We start from the raw sequence: 23,404 nt of genomic DNA, 5'->3' as shown, positions 1-23,404 counted from the left end.
TCCTGACGGGGATCTGCACCCCGACCCGGACGCTCGCCTCACCGCCACCTATCCTCAAACGGGCAGTCCGGTACGCCGTCTGGCACCTTCGCGGCGGTGAGGTGGCCGCAAGCACACCGCACCCGGTGCCTGTGGGTTTCGGTCACCTGCACGCACATCGGCGGAATGTCGTGGCACTGCCGCCGGGTGAACCTAGCCGAGATCCGCGGAAGCATCGATTCGCGGACGGTGCAGTCCGCCGGGAACTCGTCCAGTTGACGGTCCGGGCGCTCCACCAGCTCCAGCGACACGTCCGGGTGCACCGGGCTGCTTGCCGCGCGGCTGCCCCGACGAACGCTTCTTGCGCCGCTCGGGCTTCACGAACATGTCCGAGGATTGCGGCATCGAGGAGTACCCCGAGTTCCGGCCCAGCCTCGCCCGCAGTTCGACGACCTCGTCGGTCAGGCGGACCACCGTGGACTTCGGGTCCTCGATCTGCCGCTGCTGCAACGCGAGCAGCGCAAGGAGATCTTCCCGCGACGGCGACTCCAGCCCCCCGACGACGCAAGACAGAACCCTGTCACACACTACGCAGGTCCCGCCGCCATCAGATCCCGATCTTCAGATCTGAATGGATACGTGCTAATGCCGAGGTCGATCGGTGTCGGTCGGGGCCGTCCTCGAACGGCCCCGACCTGCTGCTTCGGCCGACTAGATGTGCCGCCGCGACTGCACCACCCGGAACCGGCTCGCCACGTAAGCCAGGTCCGAAAGCGCCGCGTTCGCCGCCGGGTTGGCGCCGGTGGCGTGGAAGTCGGAGAACGCTGCGCTCTGGTTCACGTACACGCCGCCGGTCAGGTTGACCGAGAGGTTCACGCCGGCGTCCAGCGCCGCGTCCTCGGTCTGTGCGATCACGTCGTCGTGGGTGGAGTACACCGCGGCGGTGATGGCGCCGTGGTCGCGGACGGTTTTGCGGAAGGTCTCGATGGCCTGGTCGGTGCTGTCGGCGGCGATCAGGAAGCTGATCGGGCCGAACCACTCGCCGGTGTAGACGTCGGTGTCCGCGATGTCGATCGCGGCGATCAGCGGGGTGCGGACCTCGGCGTCCGGGTACTCGGCGTTCGACACGGTGCGGGAGGCCAGGACGGTCTTGCCGACCGATTCGGCCTGCTTCAGGCGGTCGGTGACGCCGGGGTTGCACACCGCGCCGAGCAGGGCGTTGGCGCGTGCGTCGTCGCCGAGCAGCTTCTCCACGGCGCCGGCCAGGTCGGCGGCGAAGTCGTCGAAGGACTTGTGCTCGCCGGCGACCGTGATGCCCTCGCGGGGGACGAAGATGTTCTGCGGCGTGGTGCACATCTGGCCGCTGTAGAGCGAGAACGAGAACGCCAGGTTGCCCAGCATCCCCTTGTAGTCCTCGACCGAGTCGACGATCACCGTGTTGATGCCGGCCTTCTCCGTGTACACCGCGGCCTGCGGCGCGTTGCGCTCCAGCCACACGCCGAACTCGGTCGAGCCCGTGTAGTCGATGATGCGGATCTCCGGGCGCAGCGCCAGCGTCTTGGCCAGCCCCTCGCCCGGCTTCTCCACCGCCAGCGCGACCAGGTCCGGGTCGAAGCCGGCCTCGGCGAGGGTGTCGCGCAGCACCGCGACCGTGATCGCCAGCGGCAGGACCGCGTTCGGGTGCGGCTTCACGACCACCGCGTTGCCGGTGGCCAGCGAGGCGAACAGGCCCGGGTAGCTGTTCCAGGTCGGGAACGTGTTGCAGCCGATCACCAGGCCGATGCCGCGCGGCACGGCGGTGAACTTCTTCGCCATGTGCAGCGCCGGCTTCGGCCCCTGCGGCTTCTCCCACTCCGCCGCCGAGACCTGCGCGGTCTGCGCCGCGTAGGCGTACGCGACCGCCTCCAGCCCGCGGTCCTGCGCGTGCGGGCCGCCGGCCTGGAACGCCATGCCGAACGCCTGGCCGGAGGTGTGGTGCACGGCGTGCGCGATCTCGTGCGTGCGCTCGTTCAGCCGCGCCAGCGCCTCGATCAGTACCGCGGCCCGCGCCTCGGGGCCGGCGTCGCGCCACTTCGGCATCGCCTTTTCCATCGCCGGCAGCAGGACGTCCAGGTCCGGGTGCGGGTACGTGACGCCCAGCGCCACCCCGTACGGCGACTTCTCGGCGCCGACCAGCTCGTCGGTCCCGGGCTGGGCCAGCGGGAACGGCCGGTTCAGGTAGCCCTCGTACGCCGCCTTCCCGGTGCCGGCGGACTCCTCGCCGTACGCCTTCGGGATCTCCGGGTACGGCGTCCAGAACGCGCGTTCGCGGATCGCCTGCACCGCCCGATCGAGGGTCTCACGGTGGCGGACGGTGAACTGCTCGGCCGTGGCGGTCATCTGTGACTCCCGGAATGCTGGTGTGTCGGCCCTGACGGGATCTAGAGTAAACCGAACGGTCGGTCGGTTCCAGGGTGGGACACCCCCCGAGGCCGCCGCCTGGGAAGGAGTGGACGCGGATGGTGGCGAACGACGCCAGGGAATCACTCGTCGGAGTGATCGGCGCCGGGACGATGGGCGCCGGGATCGCCCAGCTGGCGGTGCAGGCCGGGCATCCGGTCGCGGTCTTCGACGCGGTCCAGGGCGCGGCGGCGCGCGCGGTCGCGGGCGTCGGGAAGCGCCTGGACTCGCTCGCGGCCAAGGGCCGGATCGCCGCTGAGGAAGCTCAAGCGGCCAAGGACCGGCTCAGCGCGGTCGAGGCGCTGGACGCCCTGAAGGACGCCGGCCTCGTGGTCGAGGCGGTGATCGAGGACCTCGGCGTCAAGCAGAAGCTGTTCGCCGACCTGGAGGACATCGTCGGCCCGGACTGCCTGCTGGCGACCAACACCTCCTCGCTGTCGATCAGCGCCATCGCCGGCGGCCTGCGCGAGCCCGAACGCCTGGTCGGCATGCACTTCTTCAACCCGGCCCCGCTGATGCCGCTGGTCGAGATCATCGACGGCCTGGCCACCGACCCCGGCCTCAGCGCGGCCGTCGCGGACCTGGCGCAGGCATGGGGCAAGACCACGGTCCACTGCCGCTCCACGCCCGGCTTCATCGTCAACCGCGTCGCGCGGCCGTTCTACGCCGAGGCCCTGCGCGCCTACGAGGAGCAGGCCGCGGACTTCGCGACCATTGACACGGTCGTCCGCGAGAGCGGCGGCTTCAAGATGGGGCCGTTCGAGCTGATGGACATGATCGGGCTCGACGTGAACCTCGCGGTGTCGACCTCGGTGTGGGAGGCGACCGGGTACGACCCGCGCTACACGCCGGCCTGGACGCAGAAGGAGCACGTCGCGGCCAAGCGGCTGGGACGCAAGAGCGGCCGCGGTTTCTACGAGTACGGCGAGGACGGGGAGAAGGCCGAGCCGAAGTACGAGGCCACGCGCGACGTGCGGGGATCAGGCAGGACCTTGTTCCGCTGCCTCGGCAAGACGGCGACTTCCTACGGCGACGGCCGGATCCTGCTGGACCTCGCGATCGACCCCGACGGCACGCCGACCGCCGCTCTCGCCCCGGCCGCCGACACCCCGAACGTGGACCTGGAGGCGGCGATCGCCTACCTGCAGGGCCAGGGCAAGAAGGTCGTGGTCCTGGAGGACGTTCCCGGCCTGGTCGTGACGCGTACGGTCGCGCGCCTGGTGAACGAGGCCGTGGACGCGCTGTACCGGGGCGATGCCGACGAAGAGGACATCGACACCGCCATGAAGCTCGGGGTCAACTACCCCAAGGGCCCGCTGGAGTGGGGCGCGGATCTAGGCTTTGCCTACATCTGCGAAGTCCTCGACAACCTTGAGGACACGTACCGCGACGGTCGCTACCGCGCCTCGCCGCTGCTGCGCCAGCTCGCGCACGCCGACCGGCTCATGGATTCCCCGCTCCACGACGCCGTGGGCCGCGCTTACGTCGACGGAATCCTCCGCAGCGCTTTCGAGGACCACGACCACATCCACGACCACATCCAGGACCTGATCCAGGACCACGACGACCAGGACCACGACGACCACGACCAGCACGACGACCCGGACAAGGACCCAGCATGACCGACGCCTACCTCGTCACCGGAACCCGCACCCCCTTCGGCCGCTACGGCGGCGCCCTGGCGTCCGTCCGCCCCGACGACCTGGCCGCGCACGTCATCCGCGACCTGCTCGCGGGCGTCCCGCAGGTCCCCGGCGCGGCCGTCGAAGAGGTCTTCTTCGGCGACGCCAACCAGGCCGGCGAGGACAACCGCGATGTGGCCCGCATGGCCCTGCTGCTGGCCGGGCTGCCGGTGACGGTTCCCGGCGCCACCGTGAACCGGCTGTGCGGCTCGGGCCTGGAGGCGCTGGTGCAGGCCGCGCGCCAGATCCGGCTCGGCGAGGCGGACGTCGTCGTCGCCGGCGGCGTGGAGTCCATGTCGCGGGCGCCGTTCGTGATGGGCAAGGCCGACACCGCGTTCGCGCGCACCGCCGACGTCTTCGACACCACCATCGGCTGGCGCTTCGTCAATTCCCTGATGAAGAAGCAGTACGGCATCGACTCCATGCCGGAGACCGCCGAGAACGTCGCCGAGGACTTCCACATCGGCCGCGAGGACCAGGACGCGTTCGCGGTCCGTTCCCAGGAACGCGCGCTGGCGGCCCAGGCGAACGGCCGGCTGGCCAAGGAGATCACGCCGGTCACGATTCCGCGCCGCAAGGCCGACCCGGTCGTCGTGGACAAGGACGAGCACCCCCGCAGCACCTCCCTGGAGGCGCTGGCCAAGCTCGGCACGCCGTTCCGCGAGGGCGGCACCGTCACGGCCGGCAACGCCTCCGGCGTCAACGACGGCGCCGTGGCGCTGCTCGTCGCCTCCGGCGAGGCCGTGGAGCGCTACGGCCTCACGCCGCTGGCGAAGGTCGTCACCTCCCACACCGCCGGCGTCGAGCCGCGCATCATGGGCATCGGCCCGGTGCCGGCCACGCGCGGCGTGCTGGAGCGCGCCAAGCTCGGCATCGGGGACATCGACGTCGTCGAGCTCAACGAGGCGTTCGCCGCGCAGTCGCTGGCGGTCTTGCGGGAACTGGGACTCCCCGACGACGCCGAGCACGTGAACCCCAACGGCGGCGCCATCGCCCTGGGCCATCCGCTCGGCGCCTCCGGTGCGCGGCTGGCGCTGACGGCGGCGCTGGAGCTGAACGAGCGTCAGGCGCGGTACGCGGTCGCGACGATGTGCATCGGCGTCGGGCAGGGGATCGCGGTGCTGCTGGAGCGTGCCGCATGAGTTCGCTTCCTGACATCCCGGCCCGGACGCTCGATGACGCGGAGCGCGCTCCCGTCGAGGAACTCAGGGCTCTGCAGACCGAGCGCATGGCGTGGAGCCTGGGGCACGCGTACGCCAACGTGCCGCACTACAAGTCAGCCTTCGACGAAGCCGGCGTACACCCGCGCGACTTCAAGGAACTGGCCGACCTGAAGCACTTCCCCTTCACCGCGAAGAAGGATCTGCGCGACAACTACCCCTTCGGGATGTTCGCCGTGCCGAGGGAGCAGGTCGCGCGGATCCACGCCTCGTCCGGCACCACCGGTAAGGCGACCGTCGTCGGGTACACCAAATCAGATCTCGACAACTGGGCCGCCGTCGGCGCGCGGTCTTTGCGGGCCGCCGGTGTCCGTCCGAGTGATCGGGTCCACGTCGCCTACGGCTACGGCCTTTTCACCGGCGGTCTCGGCGTGCACTACGGCGCCGAGGCGCTGGGCTGTACCGTCATCCCGATCTCCGGCGGCCAGACGTCGCGGCAGGTGCAGCTGATCCAGGACTTCGAACCGGACGTCATCTGCGTGACGCCGTCGTACCTGCTGGCGATCGTCGACGAGATGCAGAAGCAGGGCATCGACCCGGCCGCGACCTCGCTGCGGATCGCGGTGCTCGGCGCCGAGCCGTGGACCGACGCCATGCGCGCCGAGATCGAGCAGCGGCTCGGGGTGCACGCCGTGGACATCTACGGGCTGTCCGAGGTGATGGGTCCCGGCGTCGGGAACGAGGACGTCGCGGAGAAGGACGGCACGTATCTCTGGGAGGACCACTTCTACCCGGAGATCGTCGATCCGGCCACCGGCGAGGTGCTGCCGGACGGTGCGAAGGGCGAGCTCGTCTTCACCTCGCTGACCAAGCAGGCGATGCCGGTCGTCCGCTACCGCACCCGCGATCTGACGCGGCTGCTGCCGGGCCTGAGCCGACCGATGCGGCGGATGGAGCGGATCACCGGACGCAGCGACGACATGATGATCGTGCGCGGCGTCAACCTCTTCCCGAGTCAGATCGAGGAGGAACTGCTGACCATCGCCGGGCTCGCGCCGCACTTCGTCTGTGTGCTGACTCGCCCGGGGCGGCTCGACGAGCTGTGTGTGCGGGTCGAGGCGCGGGAGGCGGACGTCGACCGGGGCGCGGCGGCGCAGCGGCTGGCGTTCGGCGTGAAGGAGAGGTTCGGGGTGACCGTTACCGTTGACGTCCTGGACCCCGGCGGCCTGGAGCGGTCGCAGGGCAAGGCACAGCGCATTCTCGACATGCGGGGCGACCGCAATTGAGTACACGGGTTTCCATGAGTGCCCAGGAGAGCGCTTCCTCCAAGCGCACCACCTACACCCCCGACTCCCTGCTGGAAGTCGCCGTGGCCGTGTTCAACGAGCGCGGGTACGACGGCACCAGCATGGAGGATCTGGCGCGAGCCGCGGGGATCACGAAGTCGTCGATCTACCACCACGTCAAGGGCAAGGAGGAGCTGCTGACGCGCGGCGTCAACCGGGCCCTGGACGCGCTGAACGGGTCGCTGGACGCGTTGGACACGCTGGAGCCGCTGCCGGACGCCGGGGAGCTGGACCGGGTGGAGCAGGCGGTGTTCCGCGCGGTGCAGATCCTGGTCGAGGAGCTGCCGTACGTGACGCTGCTGCTGCGCGTGCGCGGCAACACCGAGGCCGAGCGGGCGGCGCAGGCCCGGCGGCGGGAGATCGACCGCCGGCTGGCCGGGTTCGTGGAGCGGGCGGCGGCGGCCGGGGTGCTGCGGACGGACCTGGATCCGCATCTGGCCTCGCGGCTGGTGTTCGGGATGGTGAACTCGGTGGTGGAGTGGTACCGGCCGGGGCCGGGGCGGTGGTCCGCCGACGATGTCGCCTCGGCGGTGACGCATCTGGTGTTCGACGGGTTGCGGCGGCGCTGATCAGGGTGCTGATTCCCGGCACCGGCTGCTTCGCATTTCTTCAGCAAGTTCTCAGCACGCGGCGTCTTGTAAGGACCGGGCAGATTCGGGAAGATCTGCGCTAGACGTGGTGACTGAAGGAAGTTCGCGACATGATCGATGCGCCCGCCCCGGTCGGCATGGTCGCCGACCTCTTCGAACCGGAACCGGCTACGTGGGGTCTGCGCGGGGATCCGTATCTGTGGCGATCCATGCGCACCATGCTGGCGAAACAGGTCCTGCCCACCGCTGAGCGCGACCTGGTCGAGATCCTGCGCTCCTCGTTCCGATGGCTGACCGGGAACGACCTTCAGGACACGTCCACCGACCGGATCTACCGCGAGGAGTTGGCGCGCGGGGGGATGACCAGCGGGCAGGTCGATCTGGAGGTCTGGCGGAACGTGCTGGTGCCGATGTTGGTCGAGCGGTGGCGGATCGTCGGCGGGATGAGTGGCGGTCCGCGGGGCGATGCCGCCGGTCCGGTCCCGTCGGCCGGGTCGGCCGGGTCGGCGGGGTCGGCGGGGTCGGCGGGGTCAGCCGGGTCGGCCGGATCAGCGGGGTCAGCCGTGGCTCAGGGGCCTACTTCCCAGAGCAGCCGGTAGTACTCGGTGCGTTCGGGATCGGGCGCGATCCCGTACGCGTCGAGCAGCGGCTCCTGCCAGCCGTCGCCGTAGTTCCAGGTGGTCGACCAGGTGGCGATCGCCAGGTCCGACCAGCGGTCCGCGACGCCGAGGGCGCCGAGGTCCACGTGCCCGGCGAAGCGGCCGTCGGGGGTCAGCAGGGTGTTCGGGGCGCAGGTGTCGCCGTGGCAGACCACGAGCTTGTCGACCGGCGGGATGTCGGCCAGGCGCTTCAGGACCTCGGCCCGCGTGCGGCCGGCGAAGTCGGGATGCAGTGTGCGGTGCGCGCGACTGTCGGCGTTGCGCTCGGCCTCGGCGACCCGCTCCTCGGCGGAGGCGCTGAAGGGGCACACGGCGACCGGCAGCGCGTCGTGGAACGTGCGCAGACTCTCGCCGATCACGCGGACGGCGGTCGCAGGATCCTGCTTCCACCGGTCGACGACGGCCATCTCCCCATCCAGCGCGGCGGTGATGAGCCACGCGCCCTCGGCGTTCGACGCCTGCTCCAAGACCTGCGGTACAGCCACGTACGTCCCGGCCCACCGCATTCGCGCCGCCTCGCCGGCCAGGTCCAGGTCACTGCCGGCCGGTGCCCACTTCGCATAGCGGGCGTCCGGGCCCGCGCCGAGCCGGAACGTCGAGGCGGCCTCGTTGTACCAGACCGGCACGATCGGCCGGCCGCCCGCCGCCGCGCGGACCGGATCGGGGACGGGGTGGTCGGGCGGCGGGACGTTGGTGAAGCTGAGCGAGGTCACTCCGGCAGGATGCCAGGCGGCGGGCGCCCGGGCCGCACGCTTTTCGGCGCCCGGTTCGCTCGTTTGACGCCATTTCGTGCCGATTTCGGGGATCGAGTGTTGACCAGCGCCGGCGCGCGGCTCGATTCTGGATAGCTTGGCGTGGTCTGTAAGGGTTGGCACTGGAGGTGTTCGTGGTCGATGGGGGCGTGACGATCAAGCTGACGGGTGACGAGGCGTTGGTGTTGTCGCACTGGTTGGAGCGCCTTCAGATGACGGGCCTTGGCCAGATGATTGATGATCCGGCAGTGTGGGCGCCGATCCACAAGATCTCCGGGACGTTGGACAAATCGCTGCCCGAGCTGTTCGCTGCTGACTATGATCAGCGGCTCGCGGCAGCCCGCGAACGTCTGCAGCCTGAGAGCTGATCGCTTGTTGCGCGACCGTTTGACGTTGGTAGAACGCCCCGTCGCGGAGCATCGCGAACAGCACGGTGATGCGGCGGCGGGCCAGGCGCAGCAGTGCCTGGGTGTGGGTCTTGCCGCCAGCACGGTGTCGGTCGTAGTAGGCACGGGAGACGGGATCGTGCAGGGCGGCGAACGCGGACAGGAACATGGCCCGTTTGAGCTGCCGGTTCCCGCGTTTGGGCGCGTGCTCGCCCTTGATGGAGGATCCAGAGGACCTGGTGGCCGGGGACAGCCCGGCGTAGGAGGCGAGGTGGTCGGCATCGGGGAAGGTGCTGCCGTCGCCGACGGTGACCAGCAAGGTGGCGGCGATCCTGACCCCGACGCCAGGCATCGAGGTCAGGAGTCGGGAAAGAGGGTGGGCCTCCAGCAGGGCATCGAGCTGGCTCTTCAGCATGCGGCGTTGTTTCAGGATGCCGGACAGCTGGCGGGCCAGCGAAGGCACGATGACCGCGGAGGCGTTCGTTCCGGGCACGACGACGGTCTGCTCAGCCAGCGCCTTGGTGATCTCGGCCGCGAGCCGCTCGGCCATCCGCGGCGCTTTGGGCTTGTGCACCTTGGCGATCCGGGTGGTCCGTACCTTCCGCAGCTGCTCGGGGGAGCCGCAGCGGCCCAGCAGCTCGAGCACGGCCCCATGCTGGATGCGAGGGCCGAGCAAGCGTTCCAGGCTCGGGTGGATCTGCGCGAGCAGGCCACGCAGCCGGTTGGAGGTGCGGGTGGACTCCCCGGCCAGGTCGTCATCAAACCCGACCAGCATGGTCAGCTCGGCCTGGGTCTCGTCAGCCACCGTGATCTGCCGCAGGGCTCGCGGGTTGGTCCGGGCCACGTCGGCGATGACGAACGCGTCCCGGGCGTCGGTCTTGGCCTCGCCTTCGTACGTCTCCGCCGCGCGGCGCATGGCCAGACCGGGCAGGTAGGCGACCTGGCAGCCGCAATCACGGGCCACCGTCAGCGGCAGTGCCCCGATGTTCGCCGGCTGGTCCACGACCACCAGCACCGTGCCGAACTTCTCTGTGAGCTTGTCGAACACAGCCCGCAGCCTGGGCTCGGTGTTCGGTAGCCGCTTGTCGAAGACCTTCTTCCCGGCCGGGGCCGGGGTCAGTCCATGGGTGTGGTGTTCGCCCATGCCGACATCCAGCCGGAGGAAGACACCGATACCGCTGGTGTCGTACACGCCGCCCCTCCCCAGCACGTCACGTCCTGGCCTCGGCCATCGCACCGCACGCCGGCAACCACGTTACGCAGGCCGCTCCCCACTGGCCCGGCGTTGCGGGCACGGGAGTGGACCAGGCCCCTTATCAGCGGTCAAGCAGTGCCCCGGGCCCGGCGGCAACTCCTCCCAGGCCATAGGTACTGCAGGGGGCAAACAGCCATCCCGGGCCCAGAGGCCAGGCGTCCCCCTTGCGGGGACACGAGAAAGGAAACGGGGTGGGCCCTACCCACGCCACGCCGAAAGCATCTCGCTCAGCTCGGCTCCACCGCGAGCCGGTACCCCCGCTTCGTCACCGTCGCCACCACGTCCGCGTGTTCCCCGAGCGAGGTCCGCAGCCGGGCGACCGTCGCCTCCACCGCGTGCTCGTCGCGGCGCATGCCGGTCCAGACGCGGCGTAGCAGCTCGGCGCGGCTCAGGACGCGGCCGGGCTGGCGGGCCAGCTCGCGCAGGACGCCGGCCGGGAGGGGGGACAGGGGGACCGGGCGGCCGTCGATCAGGACCGCGTTGCCCTGCACCACGATGTCGCGGCCCGGGGTGTTGAGCCGCCGCCGGACGCGCGGGGGCAGCTCCGCCGTTATCACCCGGGCCAGCGAGCCCAGGCGGCCGCGGTCCGGCCACACCGGGGTGATGCCGTGCGGCTCCAGCGGTGCCGCGCAGACCGGGCCGATGCACGCCGCCAGGACGTCCGCCTGCATCGCGTCCACGACGCGGTTCAGGTTGCCGTCGTTCTCCGCCGCCGCCAGGAACGCCGCCGCGCCGGGGGCCGAGGTGAAGGCCACCGCGTGCACCTGGCGCCGGACCACCGCCTCGACCAGGCGGCCGACCGCGGCCGTGTCCTGTGGCGCGCCCCACTGGTACACCGGCACCGGTACGACCTCCGCGCCGGCGCCGCGCAGCGCGTCGAGGAACGCGGTGTCCGCGCTGCCGTGCAGCTGGACCGCGATGCGGGTGCCGGCCAGGTCGCGGGCCAGCAGCCAGGCCAGCAATTCGGAGGAGGACTCCGATGGCGGCGAATACGTTTCGCGCATCCCACACTGCCGGATCGCGCCCGTCGCCTTCGGGCCCCGGGCGGCCAGGGTGGCGGACGCCAGCACCGCCGACAGCGGCTCGGCCAGGCCCCAGCCCTCGGCCGTGGAGATCCACGCCCGCCAGCCGATCCCGGTCGTCGCCACCGCGTAGTCCAGCGGCCCGCGCAGGCACTCCTCGGTCGCGGCCCGCAGCACCCGGTCGTCGCTCAGGGGGATGATGCGCATGGTCGGGGCCATCATGATCTCCGCGCCGCGCCGCCGCAGCATCGCCCCGAGTTCTTCCCGCCGCCGGTCGGAAGTGATCGCCACGACGCAGCCGACCAGGGGTTCGGGGTGCGCTCCGGCCTGCGTGACCGTCGGTGAACCCGGGGTATCCGAATCGGTTGTCATCGTGTCCATGTGCCGCACTATCTCCACGTCCGATTACGGTGGTGTTGCCGACCGGCTACGGGGCGGTAAGACGGTTCGCGTTCGACTCGCGGCCCTGCGTAACCATTTGTCGCGCAGTGCTTACTCACTCGGCGAGGCACGGATCTTCGCCGTCGGTGACCGCGCCGAAACCATCGGCGCAGCGGTCGCGCTTCTCACATCGCTGCTTCTCACATCAGCGCCGGGGCGCGGTGCGGGCGGTTTCGGCGAGGCGTAACAAACCCGACGCGGACGGGAAACGGCGCGGCGGCAGCTTGGAGGACATGAGCCCCTCGCAGCGCACCGTCCTCGTCGTCGGTCACGGCATGGTTGCCCACCGCTTCGTCTCCAGCCTGCTGGAGCACGGGCAGCCGGCGCCGGCCGTCACCGTCTTCGGGGCCGAGGACCGGCCCGCCTACGACCGCGTCCGCCTCTCGTCGTGGTTCGACGACCGCGACCAGGCCTCCCTGCACCTCGACCCGTACCCGGACGGGGCCGTCGAGGTGGTCAGCGGGGTCGCGGTCGCGAGCGTCGACCGGGAGGCGCGGACCGTCACCGCCGCGGACGGCAGCGTGCGCAGCTACGACGCGCTGGTGCTGGCCACCGGTTCGCGGCCGTTCGTGCCGCCGGTGGAGAACCACCAGGCGCCCGGCTGTTTCGTCTACCGCACCCTGGACGACGTCGAGGCCATCGCCGCCTACGCCGCCGAGAACGGCCGCGGCTGCGGGGTCGTGGTCGGCGGCGGGCTGCTCGGGCTGGAGGCCGCCAGGGCGTTGACCAGCCTGGGGCTGAAGACCACGGTCGTGGAGTTCGCGCCGCGCCTGATGCCGCTGCAGGTGGACGACGGCGGCGCGGCCGCGTTGCAGGGACGTATCGCAGAGCTCGGAGTCACCCTGCACACCGGCACGCGGCTGGACAAGGTCCTGGTCGATGCCGACGGGGTCGCCACCGCCGTGCGGGCGATCCGCGGCGAGGACGTCGAGACCATCGAGGCCGACCTGGTCGTCTTCGCTGCCGGTGTGCGGCCCGAGGACGGTCTGGCCCGCTCCTCGGGGCTGGACGTCGGCGCGCGCGGCGGCATCGTCGTCGACGAGCTGTGCCGCACCTCCGACCCGCGCGTCTACGCGATCGGCGAGTGCGCGCTGGCCGCCGACGGCCGGGTCTACGGCCTGGTCGCGCCCGGGTATCAGATGGCTGAGACGGTCGCCGCGCACCTCGCCGAACTGGTCGAGGGTCGCACTTTCACCGGCGCCGACACCTCCACCAAGCTCAAGCTCCTCGGCGTGGAGGTGGCCAGCTTCGGCGACGCCTTCGGGGCCGAGGACGGCGCGATGTCCGCCACCTACAGCGACTCCCGCCGCCGTGTCTACCGCAAGCTCACCATCGCCCCGGACGGCCGGCTGCTCGGCGGCATCCTGGTCGGCGACGCCGGTGACTACGGCACGCTGCGCGCCCTGGTCGGCGAGCAGCCGCCGGCCGCGCCCGAGGCGCTGTTGCTGCCGGCCGGAACCGCCGGCTCCGCCGGGATCGGGCCCTCCGCCCTGCCGGACGCGGCCGTCCTGTGCTCGTGCCACAACGTCACCAAGGGCGCGATCTGCGGCGCCATCCACGACCTCGTCGAGAAGGGCGACGGCGAGGTGACGCCGAAGCAGATCGGCGGCTGCACCAAGGCCGGGACCGGATGCGGATCCTGCGCCACCTCGATCAAGGCCCTGATCAAATCGGAAGGCGGAGGCGGTAGCTCAGCCCTCTGCGAACACTTCACGCAGACCCGCTCCGAGCTCTACACCATCGTCCGCCGCGACCGCGTCACCACGTACGCGGAACTGCTGGCCAAGCACGGCACCGCCGCCAAGAACGTCACCGACGGCTGCGACGTCTGCAAGCCGGCGGTGGGCTCGATCCTCGCCTCCCTCGGCGGCCTGCTCGCCGAGGGCGACAGCAAGCCGCACGTCCTGGACGGCGGCCAGGCGGCCCTGCAGGACACCAACGACCACGTCCTGGCCAACCTGCAGCGCAACGGCTCCTACTCGGTCGTCCCGCGCATCCCCGGCGGCGAGATCACCCCGGAGAAGCTCATCGTCATCGGCGAGGTGGCGCGCGACTTCGGCCTCTACACGAAGATCACCGGCGGCCAGCGCATCGACCTGTTCGGGGCGACGATGGCCGACCTGCCGAAGATCTGGCAGCGGCTGGTCGACGCGGGCTTCGAATCAGGGCACGCCTACGGCAAGGCGCTGCGGACCGTGAAGTCGTGCGTCGGCTCCACCTGGTGCCGCTACGGCGTCCAGGACTCCGTGAAGACGGCCATCGACCTGGAGCTGCGCTACCGGGGCCTGCGGGCGCCGCACAAGATCAAGATGGCGGTGTCCGGCTGCGCCCGGGAGTGCGCCGAGGCGCAGTCCAAGGATGTCGGCGTCATCGCCACCGAGCGCGGCTGGAACCTGTACGTCGGCGGCAACGGCGGCGCCCGGCCCCGGCACGCCGACCTGCTGGCCACCGACCTCGACGACGAGACGCTGATCCGCACCATCGACCGCTTCCTGGCCCTGTACATCGCCGAGGCCGATCGGCTGGAGCGCACCGCGACCTGGGTCGAGCGCTACGAGGGCGGCCTGGACCGGCTTCGCAGCGTCCTGATCGACGACGTCGAGGAGCGCGGCGTGGAGCTGGAGGCGCTGATCGCCGCGCACGTCGAGGCCTACACCGACGAATGGCGCGCGGTGCTGGACGACCCGGCGAAGCTGGCCCGCTTCGCCACGTTCGTCAACGCGCCGGACGCGCCCGACCCGACCGTCGCGTTCGTGCCCGAACGCGGACAGATCAAGCCGCTGCTGACGCTGGGGAGGCGCTGATGTCGACCGAAATCGCCCGTGACGGCCGCGATGCCCGTGACGGCCGCGACGTGCGCGATGCCCGCGACGTGCGCGATGCCCGCGAGGCCCGCGACGGCCGCGACGCCCGCGACGAGGTGCAGGCGGTCGCCTGGACCGCCGTGTGTAAGTACACGGAGTTGGAGCCCGGCCGCGGAGTGGCCGCTCTGGTCGACGGCGAGGCGGTGGCCGTGTTCCGGCTGGGTGACGGATCGCTCTACGCGGTCGGCAACACCGATCCGTTCTGCGGCGCGTCGGTCATCTCGCGCGGCATCACCGGCATGCGTGCCGACGGCACTGCGACCGTCGCCTCGCCGATGTACAAAGATGTGTTCGACCTGGCCACGGGAGTCGCGCTGGACGCCCCGGACGTGTGCTTGCCAGTGTTCGCCGTACGCCGGCACCGCGGCATGGTGTGGGTCGCGCCGGATGTCACATCGGATTACGCGCAGGATGCGGAACACCTCATGGGGCTGACCCCTGTGGCTTGAACAGCCGAAACAGGGCGTTCGTAGCTTGCCGGTATGTCAGCTATCACCTCAGACCAAACTCTGCTGAGCACCTGGAATCCCGAGGACGAGGACCTGTGGGCCGCCGGCGGCCGCCGCATCGCCCGCCGCAACCTCGTCCTGTCGATCCTCTCGGAGCACATCGGTTTCTCGGTGTGGTCGCTGTGGTCGGTGCTGGTGCTGTTCCTCGGCCCGGCCTACCACGTCGACGCCGCCGGGAAGTTCATGCTCACCTCCGTGCCCACGCTCGTGGGTTCGGTGCTGAGGCTGCCGTACAGCTTCGCCGTCACCCGCTTCGGGGGCCGGAACTGGACCGTCTTCAGTGCCCTGATTCTGCTGGTGCCGTGCGGGTTGGCGGCCTTCCTGGTCAAGCCCGGGGTGTCGTACTCGACGCTGCTGGTGCTGGCCGCGATCACCGGTGTCGGCGGCGGCAACTTCGCCTCGTCGATGACGAACATCAACGCCTTCTACCCCGACCGGCTCAAGGGCTGGGCGCTGGGGCTGAACGCCGGCGGCGGGAACATCGGCGTGGCGGCCGTGCAGCTGGTCGGGCTGGCGGTGCTGGCCTGGAGCGGCAAGGGGCATCCGGGGCCGGTGGCCGGGATCTACCTGCCGCTGATCGTGGTGGCCGCGGTCGGCTCGGCGCTGTACATGGACAACCTGCCGGACCGGCGTGCCGAGAAGGGGGCGATCCGGGAAGTGGCCAAGCGGGGCGACACCTGGATCATCTCAGTGCTCTACATCGGTACCTTCGGATCGTTCATCGGCTTCGGGTTCGCCTTCGGCCAAGTGCTCCAGGTGCAGTTCAAGCACGACTTCGCGACTCCGATCGACGCCGCGTACCTGACGTTCCTGGGCCCGCTGCTCGGGTCGCTGTCCCGCCCGATCGGCGGCCGGCTCGCCGACCGCTTCGGCGGTGCGCGGGTGAGTCTGGTGACGTTCGCCGCCATGGCCGTCGGAGCCGCCGTCGTGCTCGCCGCCTCGCGGGCGGCCTCGCTGGGGGTGTTCGTGACCGGCTTCGTCGTGCTGTTCGTGTTCAGCGGGGTCGGCAACGGCTCGGTCTACAAGATGATCCCGGGGTTGTTCGCCGACCAGGCCGAGGCCACGGCCCGGCGGCTCAGCGGGGCGCTGATCGGACTGGCCGGGGCGGTGGGGGCATTCGGGGGAGTGCTGGTGAACATGGCGTTCCGGCAGTCGTTCCTGAGCACCAAGAACGGCGACGCCGCCTACCTGACGTTCCTCGTCTTCTACGCGCTGTGCGTCACGTTGACGTGGGCCGCGTTCCTGCGACGCCGGGCTGTGTTCCTGCGACACCAGGCCGTGTGAGGCAGGCCGGGTCGCATGCGGGTGGCTGAGCCCCCGGACGACTGCTTTATGGAGCTACGAAAAAGTCTCGGCGTGTTGTTCCCCGGGGTCACTCGATCGGCCCAGAGTCCGGGACCAGCTCCGGATCGCCTGGCAGCGCCGGCAGGTGGTCCGTCTCGTCGAAGACCAGCAGCGTCCGGGTGGAGCGCACCCCCGGCATGTTCTGGATGTGCGCGAAGACCAGGTCCCGCAGCGTCTTGTTGGAGGCGCTGCGGACCAGCAGCAGCACGTCGAAGTCGCCGCTGACCAGCGCCACGTGCTCGACCCACGGCAGCGCCGCCAGGGTGTCCCGGATCTGGCGCCAGCTGTTCTGCTCGACCTTCATGGTCAGGTAGGCCGAGGTGCTGAAGCCCACCCGCTCGGGATCGACCTGGATCGTGAAGCGGCGGATCACACCGTCGTCGAGCAGGCGTTTCACGCGCGTGTAGACGTGCGCGCGGGAGACGTGGACGGCGGCGGCCAGGTCGCGCATCGACATCCGGCCGTCCTGCTGGAGCAGATGGACGATTCGGCGGTCCGTGTCGTCCAGTGTGGATGATTGGCCGGGGTTAGCGGTGCTCATGGTTCCAATTGTCTCCGATCTTGCAAGCGTACTGGTCAGCTGGGTTCGCCCGAACAAAGAATCGGCATCACACAGCCGACGTACCACCGACACGTGTCAATGGAGACGACGTGACCGTTCTCGCCACGCCCGACAAGACCGGGTCGGGCTTCCCCCTGGGGTTCGACGCGATATTGGACCCCTCGCCCCTGCAGTACCTCGACGAGCACGGCGCGCTCTCCGGCGCCCTGCGCGACGACGCCCCCGAGCTGGACCCGAAGGAGCTGCTGGCCACCTGGCGCGCCATGGTCATCGGCCGGCGCTTCGACGTGCAGGCCACCACGATGGTCCGGCAGGGCCGGCTGGCCGTCTACCCCTCGTCGTACGGCCAGGAGGCGTGCGAGATCGGCGCGATCCTCGCGCTGCGTCCCACCGACTGGTTCTTCCCGACCTACCGCGACTGCGTGTCGATGGTGACCCGCGGCATCGACACCGTGGAGACGCTGACCCTGCTGCGCGGCGACTGGCACTGCGGCTACGACCCGCAGCGCTGGCGCACCGCCCCGCAGTGCACGCCGCTGGCCACCCAGGCCCCGCACGCTGCCGGGCTCGCGCTGGCCGCCAAGCTGGCCGGCGACGACACCGTCGCGCTGGCGTTCTGCGGCGACGGCGGGACCTCCGAGGGCGACTTCCACGAGGCGCTGAACTTCGCCGCGGTGTATCAGGCCCCGGTCATCTTCTTCGTGCAGAACAACCAGTACGCCATCTCGGTGCCGCTGGCCAAGCAGACGCGGGCCGCGGCGCTCGCGCACAAGGCCGTCGGGTACGGCATGGCCGGCGTGCGGGTGGACGGCAACGACGTGATTGCCGTGCGGCGCGCGGTCGCCGAGGCGGCCGAGCGGGCCCGGCGCGGCGAGGGGCCGACGCTGATCGAGGCCGTCACCTACCGGATGCAGGCGCACACCAACGCCGACGACGCCAGCCGGTACCGGGAGGAATCAGAGGTCGACTACTGGAAGGTGCGCGACCCGCTGGCACGGTTGGAGACGTACCTGAAGGCCGCCGGGCTGCTGACCGACGACGTCGTGGCCGAGGCGAATCAGGTCGCTGAGGAACTGGCGAACGACATGCGGGCCCGGCTCGGCGAGGAACCGGAGGTGGACCACCGCGACATGTTCGCGCACGTCTACGCCGAGCCGACGCCGCAGCTGCTGGAGCAGGCCGCCGCCTTGCAGGCAGAGATCGACGCGGCACAGCTCGACGCGGCACAGCTCGATGCCGCTGAGCTCGACGCCGAAGGCGAGGCCGCGCGATGACCGCGACTCTGGACGGTGCCGCTCAGAGCACTGAGATCTCCCTGGCGCAGGCCGTGAACCGGGCGCTGCGCGACGCCATGACGGCCGACGAGAAGGTGGTCGTCTTCGGCGAGGACGTCGGCGTGCTCGGCGGCGTCTTCCGCGTCACCGACGGCCTGACCCGCGACTTCGGCGAGCAGCGCTGCTTCGACACGCCGCTGGCCGAGGCGGGCATCATGGGCACCGCGATCGGCATGGCGATGTACGGGTTCCGGCCGGTCGTGGAGATGCAGTTCGACGCGTTCTCCTACCCGGCGTTCGAGCAGATCGCCTCGCACCTGGCGAAGATGCGCAACCGGACCCGCGGCGCGCTGCCGCTGCCGGTGGTCGTGCGGGTGCCCTACGGCGGCGGGATCGGCGGCGTGGAGCACCACTCGGACTCCTCCGAGGGGTACTTCGTCGCCACGCCGGGCCTGCACGTGGTGACGCCGGCGACGGTGTCGGACGCGTACACGCTGCTGCGCGCGGCGATCGAGTCCGACGACCCGGTGATCTTCATGGAGCCCAAGCGGCTCTACTGGTCGAAGGACCGGCTCGACACGGTCGGTCCGGCCATCGGCCAGGCCGCGGTCCGGCGTCAGGGTACTGACGCGACGCTGATCGCGTACGGCCCGACGGTGCAGACCGCGCTGGAGGCCGCCGAGGCCGGCGCCGCGGAGGGCTACGACCTGGAGGTCGTGGACCTGCGCTCGATCGTGCCCTTCGACGACGCGACGGTGACCGCCTCGGTCCGCAAGACCGGACGCGCGGTGGTGATCCACGAGGCCGCCGGCTTCGGCGGCACCGGCGCGGAGATCGCGGCGCGGGTCTCCGAGCGCTGCTTCCACTGGCTGGAGGCGCCGGTGCGCCGGGTGACCGGCTTCGACATCCCGTACCCGCCGCCGAAGCTGGAGCGGCACCACCTCCCGTCGGTGGACCGGATCCTGGACGCGGTGGCGTCGTTGCAGTGGGAGGACCGGTGAGCAGTCGCGATTTCCTGCTCCCGGACCTCGGCGAGGGCCTGACCGAGGCCGAGATCATCGCCTGGCACGTGGCCGTCGGCGAGCACGTCGCGGTCGACCAGGTGGTGTGCGAGGTCGAGACGGCGAAGGCCTCGGTGGAGGTGCCGTGCCCGTACGCCGGCGAGGTCGTCGAGCTGCACGGGGCGGTCGGGGATGTGGTGGATGTCGGGAAGCCGCTGATCAGTATCGCGGCAGTGGTGGCAGCGCCGGAGGAGCCGGCGGATCGGGCTCGGCTCGATGCCGAGGCTCGGGACCGGGCTGCGAGCGGCAACGGGAAGGCCGGAGCGGCGGGCGCGAACGGCAAGTCTGCGGCTGCGGGCGGCGCGAACTCTGGCGCGGCGAATGGCAGCGCGAAGCAGAGCTCTGGGAACGTGCTTGTCGGCTACGGCACTGTCGAGACCGGTGGTGTTCGGCGGCGGCGAGTCGTGAGCGGGTTCGGTGGGCACGGTTCTGTGCCGCGCGTGCATGTGGCGCCGGTTGTGGTTCCCGATGCTCCGACTGAGCGGAAGGGCGCCCGGATCCCGGTCGTCTCGCCGCTGGTGCGCCGACTCGCCAAGGAGGGCGGTCTCGACCTGGCGTCCGTGCAGGGGTCCGGTCCTGAAGGCTTGATCATGCGGCGCGATGTCGAGGCGGCGCTGGCTGCGCCGGCTGTTCCTACTTCGTCGAGCACTGCTACCGGCATCGCCGAGCGCGAGCGCGTCCCGCTGCGCGGTCTCCGCAAGACCGTTGCCGACAAGCTGTCGCGCTCCCGCCGCGAGATCCCCGACGCGACGACGTGGGTCGATGTGGACGCGACCGGCCTCATGGAGCTGCGGGCGACGCTGAACCGGGACGCGTCGGCTCCGAAGGTCAGCCTGCTGGCCGTGCTGGCGCGCATCTGCGTCGCGGGCCTGGCCCGCTATCCGGAGCTGAACGCGACGGTGGACGTCGAGCGGCAGGAGATCGTCCGGTACGCCGACGTGAACCTCGGCTTCGCCGCGCAGACCGATCGCGGTCTGGTCGTCCCCGTCGTGCGCGGGGCGCACCGGATGTCGACCGAGGAGCTGTCGGCCGAGTTCGAGCGCCTGACCGCGGCGGCGCGCGCCGGTTCGCTGCCGGTGTCGGAGCTGACCGGGTCGACGTTCACGCTGAACAACTACGGCGTCTACGGCGTCGACGGCTCCACGCCGATCCTGAACCATCCCGAGGCCGCGATGCTCGGGGTGGGGCGGATCGTGAAGAAGCCGTGGGTGGTCGGTGACGAGCTGGCCGTGCGGCGGGTGACGCAGCTGTCGTTCACCTTCGACCACCGGGTGTGCGACGGCGGCGTGGCCGGCGGCTTCCTGCGGTACGTCGCCGACCTCGTGGAGGAACCCGCGCGGTTGCTGCGGGGGCTGTAGCGCCACGCGCCACGAATGCCACAGGGGCCTGACAGAGAGCGCTGTCAGGCCCCTGGTTTCGTCCTACGGCATGAAGGCTGCGGCGGCCAGCCGGTTCGCCTTCTCCAGCCCGGCCTCGGCGGCCACGTCGGTGACGCCGGTCGAGACGATGCCGACGTGCCGCAGGTCGCGGGTGGCGAACATGGCGGTGAAGTAGCCCATGTCCTCGCCGGTCTTGCCCCACAGGACGGTGCCGTCGGGCAGCGTGTCGGTGCCGATGCCCAGGCCGAAGCAGGCCTTGCCCTTGTCCGGGCCGCTCTGGCAGTTCCCTGAGTCGCCGGTGTAGGGCAGCAGATTCCCCTGAGCGTCGTGCGGGAGCGCGAACATCTGCGTGAGCTGCGCGCGCGGCAGGAGCCGGCCCTGGAACAGCGCGGTGATGAACGTGTTCAGGTCGCCGGTCGTGGAGATCATGCTTGACGGGTCACCGCCCGCCGCGCTGACGTCCGTGACAGTGCCCTGACTGCCGGTCAGGTAGCCGTGCAGGTACGGCGATGGCATCCGCGGCCTGCCCTGCGGTACGAACGTGCCGGTCAGGTGCAGCGGCTGCACGATGCGCGCGTCGACCTCGTCGCCGAACGAGTGCCCGGTGACGTGCTCGATGAGCAGCCCGACGATGCGGAAGTTCAGCGAGTTGTAGCTCTGCGCGGTGCCGGGGGCGAAAACCGGGCCCGGCCACGGACGCCCGGAGGGACGCAGCGTGGAGTCGATGATCTGCCGGAAGCTCTGGTACTCGAACCGTCCGGCGATCAGCTGATCGGTGGTCAACGACGGCCCGCCGTCGCCGATCTGCGGCAGCCCGCTGGTCATGGTCAGCAGCTGGCGCAGCGTGATCGGCTGGAACGTCGCGGGCAACAGGCCGGGCAGGTAGTGCTGCACGCTCTGGTCGAGGTCCACGCGGTGCTCAGCGGCCAGCTGCAACAGCACGACGGCCGAGAACGTCTTGCTGATGCTGCCGATGCGGAAGTGCGCGTCGTCGGCGACCGGCCGGCCGGTCCGCGTATCGCCGGCTGAGCCGCGCCAGGTCTGGCCGTCGCTCCGCACGAGCGCGACCGCCCCGGCCGCCGCCTCGCCGGGACGTATGGCGATCGCCTGCTGCAACATGGCCGGGTTGAGCGCCGGGGTGGTGGTGCGCGAGGCGGCCACGGCGCTGGCGCTGGCGCTGGCGCTGAGCGACGGTGTCGCGGCGGAAGCATCGGCGACGACAGCGACTCCGGTCACGGCGGTCGCGAGTGCGGTGAACGCGGCGGCCGCAGCCCTGCGCTTGGCGTTGATTCCCATGCGGACCACGGTAGGGGATTGCAGAGACTCTTTGCAAACAGTTCTGCAAATAACTTCTGCAAGTGGTGACTACTCCTGCGCGGCGGTCGCCCGCGCATTCCGCAGCGTCACGACCAGCGTCAGCACGCCGAGCGCGGCGACCGCGAGCAGCAGTGTGGCCGGGGAGGCGACGCTCTTCAGCGCGGACAACAGATACGGCGCCGCGAAGCCGACGTAGGTGAAGGCCTGGAACACCGCGGTCATCCCGGCCAGGTCCTCGGGCGGCGCCAGCCGCTGGACCTCGGCGAGGCCGAAGACGAGCAGGACGCCGTAGCCGAAGCCCATGATCACTGCCGCCGCCAGCGTCAGGACCGCCTGCCAGGCGCCGATGCCGTTCAGGGCGGCCACCCCGGCGTCGGCGAGCGTGCCGCCGGTGACCAGGGCCAGGCCCACGGTCAGCAGGCGGGGCCGGGCCCGGTTCTGTCCGGCCGGGGACGCCGCGATCCGGCGGGCGACCGGCTGGATCACGACGCCCGACATCGCGGTCACCATCGCGACCGCGCCGGCGTAGATCAGCGAGACGCTCTTGACGTGCCCCGCCGCCAGGCCCGGGAGGTAGACCATGGCGATCGTCGCGGCGCCGAACACCCACGGCGCCATCGGCAGCAGCACGCCGACGAAGCGCCGGTCGGAGAAGCCGCGCAGGCGGAGCAGGCCGCCGCCGAGGACGCCGGATCGCTTGCGCTGCACCGTTTCCGGGGTACGGGACAGCAGCGCCAGAGCCACGGCGGCCAGAATCAGCTGTGGAATATAAGGGGTCTCGTACGCTGCCGGGCCCCACTGCACCAGCACGCCGGCGATCAGCGGTCCCAGGCCGAATCCGACCGTCATCGCGATCGACGTGCGCCGGGCCCCGGCCCCGGCGCCGGCCACCGGGTTGGCCGCCGACAGCTCCTTCACCCACGCGCTGCCCGCGCTGAACGCCGCGCCGCTCGCGATGCCCATCAGCACGCGGCCGACGGACAGCCAGGCCAGGCCGTGGGAGCCGAGCATCAGCACCGTGCCGGAAAGCATCGACAGCAGCACCGCGAACGCCACGACCGGACGCCGGCCGACCCGGTCCGACAGCGGGCCGGCGACCAGCAGGCCCGGCACGAGACCGGCCGCGTACAGCCCGAAGATCGCCTCCCCGGCCGACGCCGAGACGCCCAGCTTCTCCCGGTACAGTAGAACCATCGGCGCGAACTGGTTCGCGCCCCAGCCGACCGCGGTCAGCGCGAGCGCGGCGCGGGCCCAGGTCTCCTTGCGCGACCGCGACGGCGTCTCCAGCGCGGCATTCTTCACGTCAGTAAGGCTCATAGGTCCGATGATCTCTTGCCCTCGGCGGGTCGCCCAGTGGCAGGAATGACATGTAGCGCTAAGATG

18 protein-coding genes and 1 pseudogene are annotated in these 23,404 nt (G+C 70.9%); 11 read left to right on the top strand and 8 right to left on the bottom strand.

The genetic code is table 11. The annotated features are described in order from the left end of the window. Positions 1–192 precede the first annotated feature (192 nt). Complete coding sequence (locus ABH920_RS29685; RefSeq protein WP_370352468.1) at positions 193–567, bottom strand: DUF6444 domain-containing protein; 375 nt, start codon at positions 565–567, stop codon at positions 193–195. A 123-nt stretch (positions 568–690) separates the two neighbouring features. After that, positions 691–2,358 carry a phenylacetic acid degradation protein PaaN gene (gene paaN, locus ABH920_RS29680; protein ID WP_370352467.1) on the bottom strand — a complete coding sequence of 556 codons (1,668 nt, stop codon included), beginning with the start codon at positions 2,356–2,358 and terminating at the stop codon, positions 691–693. A 119-nt stretch (positions 2,359–2,477) separates the two neighbouring features. Here paaN and ABH920_RS29675 point away from each other — a divergent pair, with 119 nt between their 5' ends. The 5 genes from ABH920_RS29675 (at position 2,478) to ABH920_RS29655 (ending at position 7,795) form a co-directional block, all read left to right on the top strand. Beyond that, the gene (locus tag ABH920_RS29675) at positions 2,478–4,040 is read left to right on the top strand and encodes a 3-hydroxyacyl-CoA dehydrogenase NAD-binding domain-containing protein (protein ID WP_370352466.1); all 1,563 of its coding nucleotides are present in this window, start codon (positions 2,478–2,480) and stop codon (positions 4,038–4,040) included. Further along, positions 4,037–5,242, top strand: a complete 1,206-nt coding sequence (gene pcaF, locus ABH920_RS29670; protein ID WP_370352465.1) for a 3-oxoadipyl-CoA thiolase — start codon at positions 4,037–4,039, stop codon at positions 5,240–5,242. The genes ABH920_RS29675 and pcaF overlap by 4 nt, the downstream gene beginning before the upstream one ends. After that, a complete protein-coding gene (gene paaK, locus ABH920_RS29665) occupies positions 5,239–6,546 on the top strand; it encodes a phenylacetate--CoA ligase PaaK (RefSeq protein WP_370352464.1) in 1,308 nt (435 codons plus the stop codon). The genes pcaF and paaK overlap by 4 nt, the downstream gene beginning before the upstream one ends. Before the next feature lie 14 nt (positions 6,547–6,560). Beyond that, complete coding sequence (locus ABH920_RS29660; protein ID WP_370352463.1) at positions 6,561–7,175, top strand: TetR/AcrR family transcriptional regulator; 615 nt, start codon at positions 6,561–6,563, stop codon at positions 7,173–7,175. 131 nt (positions 7,176–7,306) lie between these two features. Then, a complete protein-coding gene (locus tag ABH920_RS29655; protein WP_370352462.1) occupies positions 7,307–7,795 on the top strand; it encodes a hypothetical protein in 489 nt (162 codons plus the stop codon). Here the strand turns inward: ABH920_RS29655 and ABH920_RS29650 are convergent. From ABH920_RS29650 to ABH920_RS29640, 3 genes and pseudogenes are all read right to left on the bottom strand, one after another. Then, the gene (locus ABH920_RS29650; protein WP_370352461.1) at positions 7,765–8,568 is read right to left on the bottom strand and encodes an aminoglycoside 3'-phosphotransferase; all 804 of its coding nucleotides are present in this window, start codon (positions 8,566–8,568) and stop codon (positions 7,765–7,767) included. The two genes, ABH920_RS29655 and ABH920_RS29650, sit on opposite strands and share 31 nt — an antisense overlap. Before the next feature lie 426 nt (positions 8,569–8,994). Beyond that, a pseudogene (locus ABH920_RS29645) lies at positions 8,995–10,185 on the bottom strand (IS110 family transposase); the annotation flags it as partial. Between the two features lie 290 nt (positions 10,186–10,475). Next, entirely contained in the window at positions 10,476–11,651 is a 1,176-nt protein-coding gene (locus ABH920_RS29640; protein ID WP_370352460.1) for a uroporphyrinogen-III synthase, read from the bottom strand. Positions 11,652–11,944: 293 nt separating this feature from the next. On the opposite strand from ABH920_RS29640, the gene nirB reads away from it, so the two are divergent. Genes nirB through ABH920_RS29625 form a run of 3 tightly spaced genes read left to right on the top strand, consistent with a single transcriptional unit; the run spans position 11,945 to position 16,368 of the window. After that, positions 11,945–14,515 carry a nitrite reductase large subunit NirB gene (nirB, locus tag ABH920_RS29635; RefSeq protein WP_370352459.1) on the top strand — a complete coding sequence of 857 codons (2,571 nt, stop codon included), beginning with the start codon at positions 11,945–11,947 and terminating at the stop codon, positions 14,513–14,515. After that, positions 14,515–15,024, top strand: coding sequence for a nitrite reductase small subunit NirD (nirD, locus tag ABH920_RS29630; RefSeq protein ID WP_370352458.1), 510 nt, complete (start codon positions 14,515–14,517; stop codon positions 15,022–15,024). Before nirB ends, nirD begins: the two co-directional genes overlap by 1 nt. A gap of 33 nt (positions 15,025–15,057) precedes the next feature. Next, positions 15,058–16,368, top strand: coding sequence for a nitrate/nitrite transporter (locus ABH920_RS29625; RefSeq protein WP_370352457.1), 1,311 nt, complete (start codon positions 15,058–15,060; stop codon positions 16,366–16,368). Positions 16,369–16,456: 88 nt separating this feature from the next. On the opposite strand, the gene ABH920_RS29620 is transcribed toward ABH920_RS29625, so the two are convergent. After that, the gene (locus tag ABH920_RS29620; protein WP_370352456.1) at positions 16,457–16,969 is read right to left on the bottom strand and encodes an Lrp/AsnC family transcriptional regulator; all 513 of its coding nucleotides are present in this window, start codon (positions 16,967–16,969) and stop codon (positions 16,457–16,459) included. A gap of 110 nt (positions 16,970–17,079) precedes the next feature. Between ABH920_RS29620 and pdhA the strand changes: the two genes are divergently transcribed. The 3 genes from pdhA to ABH920_RS29605 are packed head-to-tail and all read left to right on the top strand — an operon-like array spanning position 17,080 to position 20,683. Beyond that, a complete protein-coding gene (gene pdhA, locus ABH920_RS29615; protein WP_370352455.1) occupies positions 17,080–18,264 on the top strand; it encodes a pyruvate dehydrogenase (acetyl-transferring) E1 component subunit alpha in 1,185 nt (394 codons plus the stop codon). Further along, complete coding sequence (locus tag ABH920_RS29610; protein WP_370352454.1) at positions 18,261–19,265, top strand: alpha-ketoacid dehydrogenase subunit beta; 1,005 nt, start codon at positions 18,261–18,263, stop codon at positions 19,263–19,265. Before pdhA ends, ABH920_RS29610 begins: the two co-directional genes overlap by 4 nt. Next, entirely contained in the window at positions 19,250–20,683 is a 1,434-nt protein-coding gene (locus tag ABH920_RS29605) for a dihydrolipoamide acetyltransferase family protein (RefSeq protein WP_370352453.1), read from the top strand. Before ABH920_RS29610 ends, ABH920_RS29605 begins: the two co-directional genes overlap by 16 nt. Positions 20,684–20,746: 63 nt before the next feature. On the opposite strand, the gene ABH920_RS29600 is transcribed toward ABH920_RS29605, so the two are convergent. Further along, entirely contained in the window at positions 20,747–22,000 is a 1,254-nt protein-coding gene (locus ABH920_RS29600) for a serine hydrolase domain-containing protein (RefSeq protein WP_370352452.1), read from the bottom strand. Positions 22,001–22,069: 69 nt separating this feature from the next. Further along, positions 22,070–23,338: an MFS transporter gene (locus tag ABH920_RS29595; protein WP_370352451.1), complete on the bottom strand. Its 1,269-nt coding sequence runs from the start codon at positions 23,336–23,338 to the stop codon at positions 22,070–22,072. Between the last annotated feature and the right edge of the window lie 66 nt (positions 23,339–23,404).

Origin of the sequence: Catenulispora sp. EB89, assembly GCF_041261445.1 — a bacterium.
GTDB lineage: Bacteria > Actinomycetota > Actinomycetes > Streptomycetales > Catenulisporaceae > Catenulispora.
The sequence above is the reverse complement of the archived record's forward strand: the minus strand, read 5'-3'. Positions and strand labels throughout refer to the sequence as shown.

Excerpts from the sequence above, each read along its gene's own strand:
- paaN (WP_370352467.1), bottom strand. The coding sequence starts at position 2,358 with ATGACCGCCACGGCCGAGCAGTTCACCGTCCGCCACCGTGAGACCCTC.
- ABH920_RS29675 (WP_370352466.1), top strand. The coding sequence starts at position 2,478 with ATGGTGGCGAACGACGCCAGGGAATCACTCGTCGGAGTGATCGGCGCC.
- pcaF (WP_370352465.1), top strand. The coding sequence starts at position 4,037 with ATGACCGACGCCTACCTCGTCACCGGAACCCGCACCCCCTTCGGCCGC.
- paaK (WP_370352464.1), top strand. The coding sequence starts at position 5,239 with ATGAGTTCGCTTCCTGACATCCCGGCCCGGACGCTCGATGACGCGGAG.
- ABH920_RS29660 (WP_370352463.1), top strand. The coding sequence starts at position 6,561 with ATGAGTGCCCAGGAGAGCGCTTCCTCCAAGCGCACCACCTACACCCCC.
- ABH920_RS29655 (WP_370352462.1), top strand. The coding sequence starts at position 7,307 with ATGATCGATGCGCCCGCCCCGGTCGGCATGGTCGCCGACCTCTTCGAA.
- ABH920_RS29640 (WP_370352460.1), bottom strand. The coding sequence starts at position 11,651 with ATGGACACGATGACAACCGATTCGGATACCCCGGGTTCACCGACGGTC.
- nirB (WP_370352459.1), top strand. The coding sequence starts at position 11,945 with ATGAGCCCCTCGCAGCGCACCGTCCTCGTCGTCGGTCACGGCATGGTT.
- nirD (WP_370352458.1), top strand. The coding sequence starts at position 14,515 with ATGTCGACCGAAATCGCCCGTGACGGCCGCGATGCCCGTGACGGCCGC.
- ABH920_RS29625 (WP_370352457.1), top strand. The coding sequence starts at position 15,058 with ATGTCAGCTATCACCTCAGACCAAACTCTGCTGAGCACCTGGAATCCC.
- ABH920_RS29620 (WP_370352456.1), bottom strand. The coding sequence starts at position 16,969 with ATGAGCACCGCTAACCCCGGCCAATCATCCACACTGGACGACACGGAC.
- ABH920_RS29610 (WP_370352454.1), top strand. The coding sequence starts at position 18,261 with ATGACCGCGACTCTGGACGGTGCCGCTCAGAGCACTGAGATCTCCCTG.
- ABH920_RS29600 (WP_370352452.1), bottom strand. The coding sequence starts at position 22,000 with ATGGGAATCAACGCCAAGCGCAGGGCTGCGGCCGCCGCGTTCACCGCA.
- ABH920_RS29595 (WP_370352451.1), bottom strand. The coding sequence starts at position 23,338 with ATGAGCCTTACTGACGTGAAGAATGCCGCGCTGGAGACGCCGTCGCGG.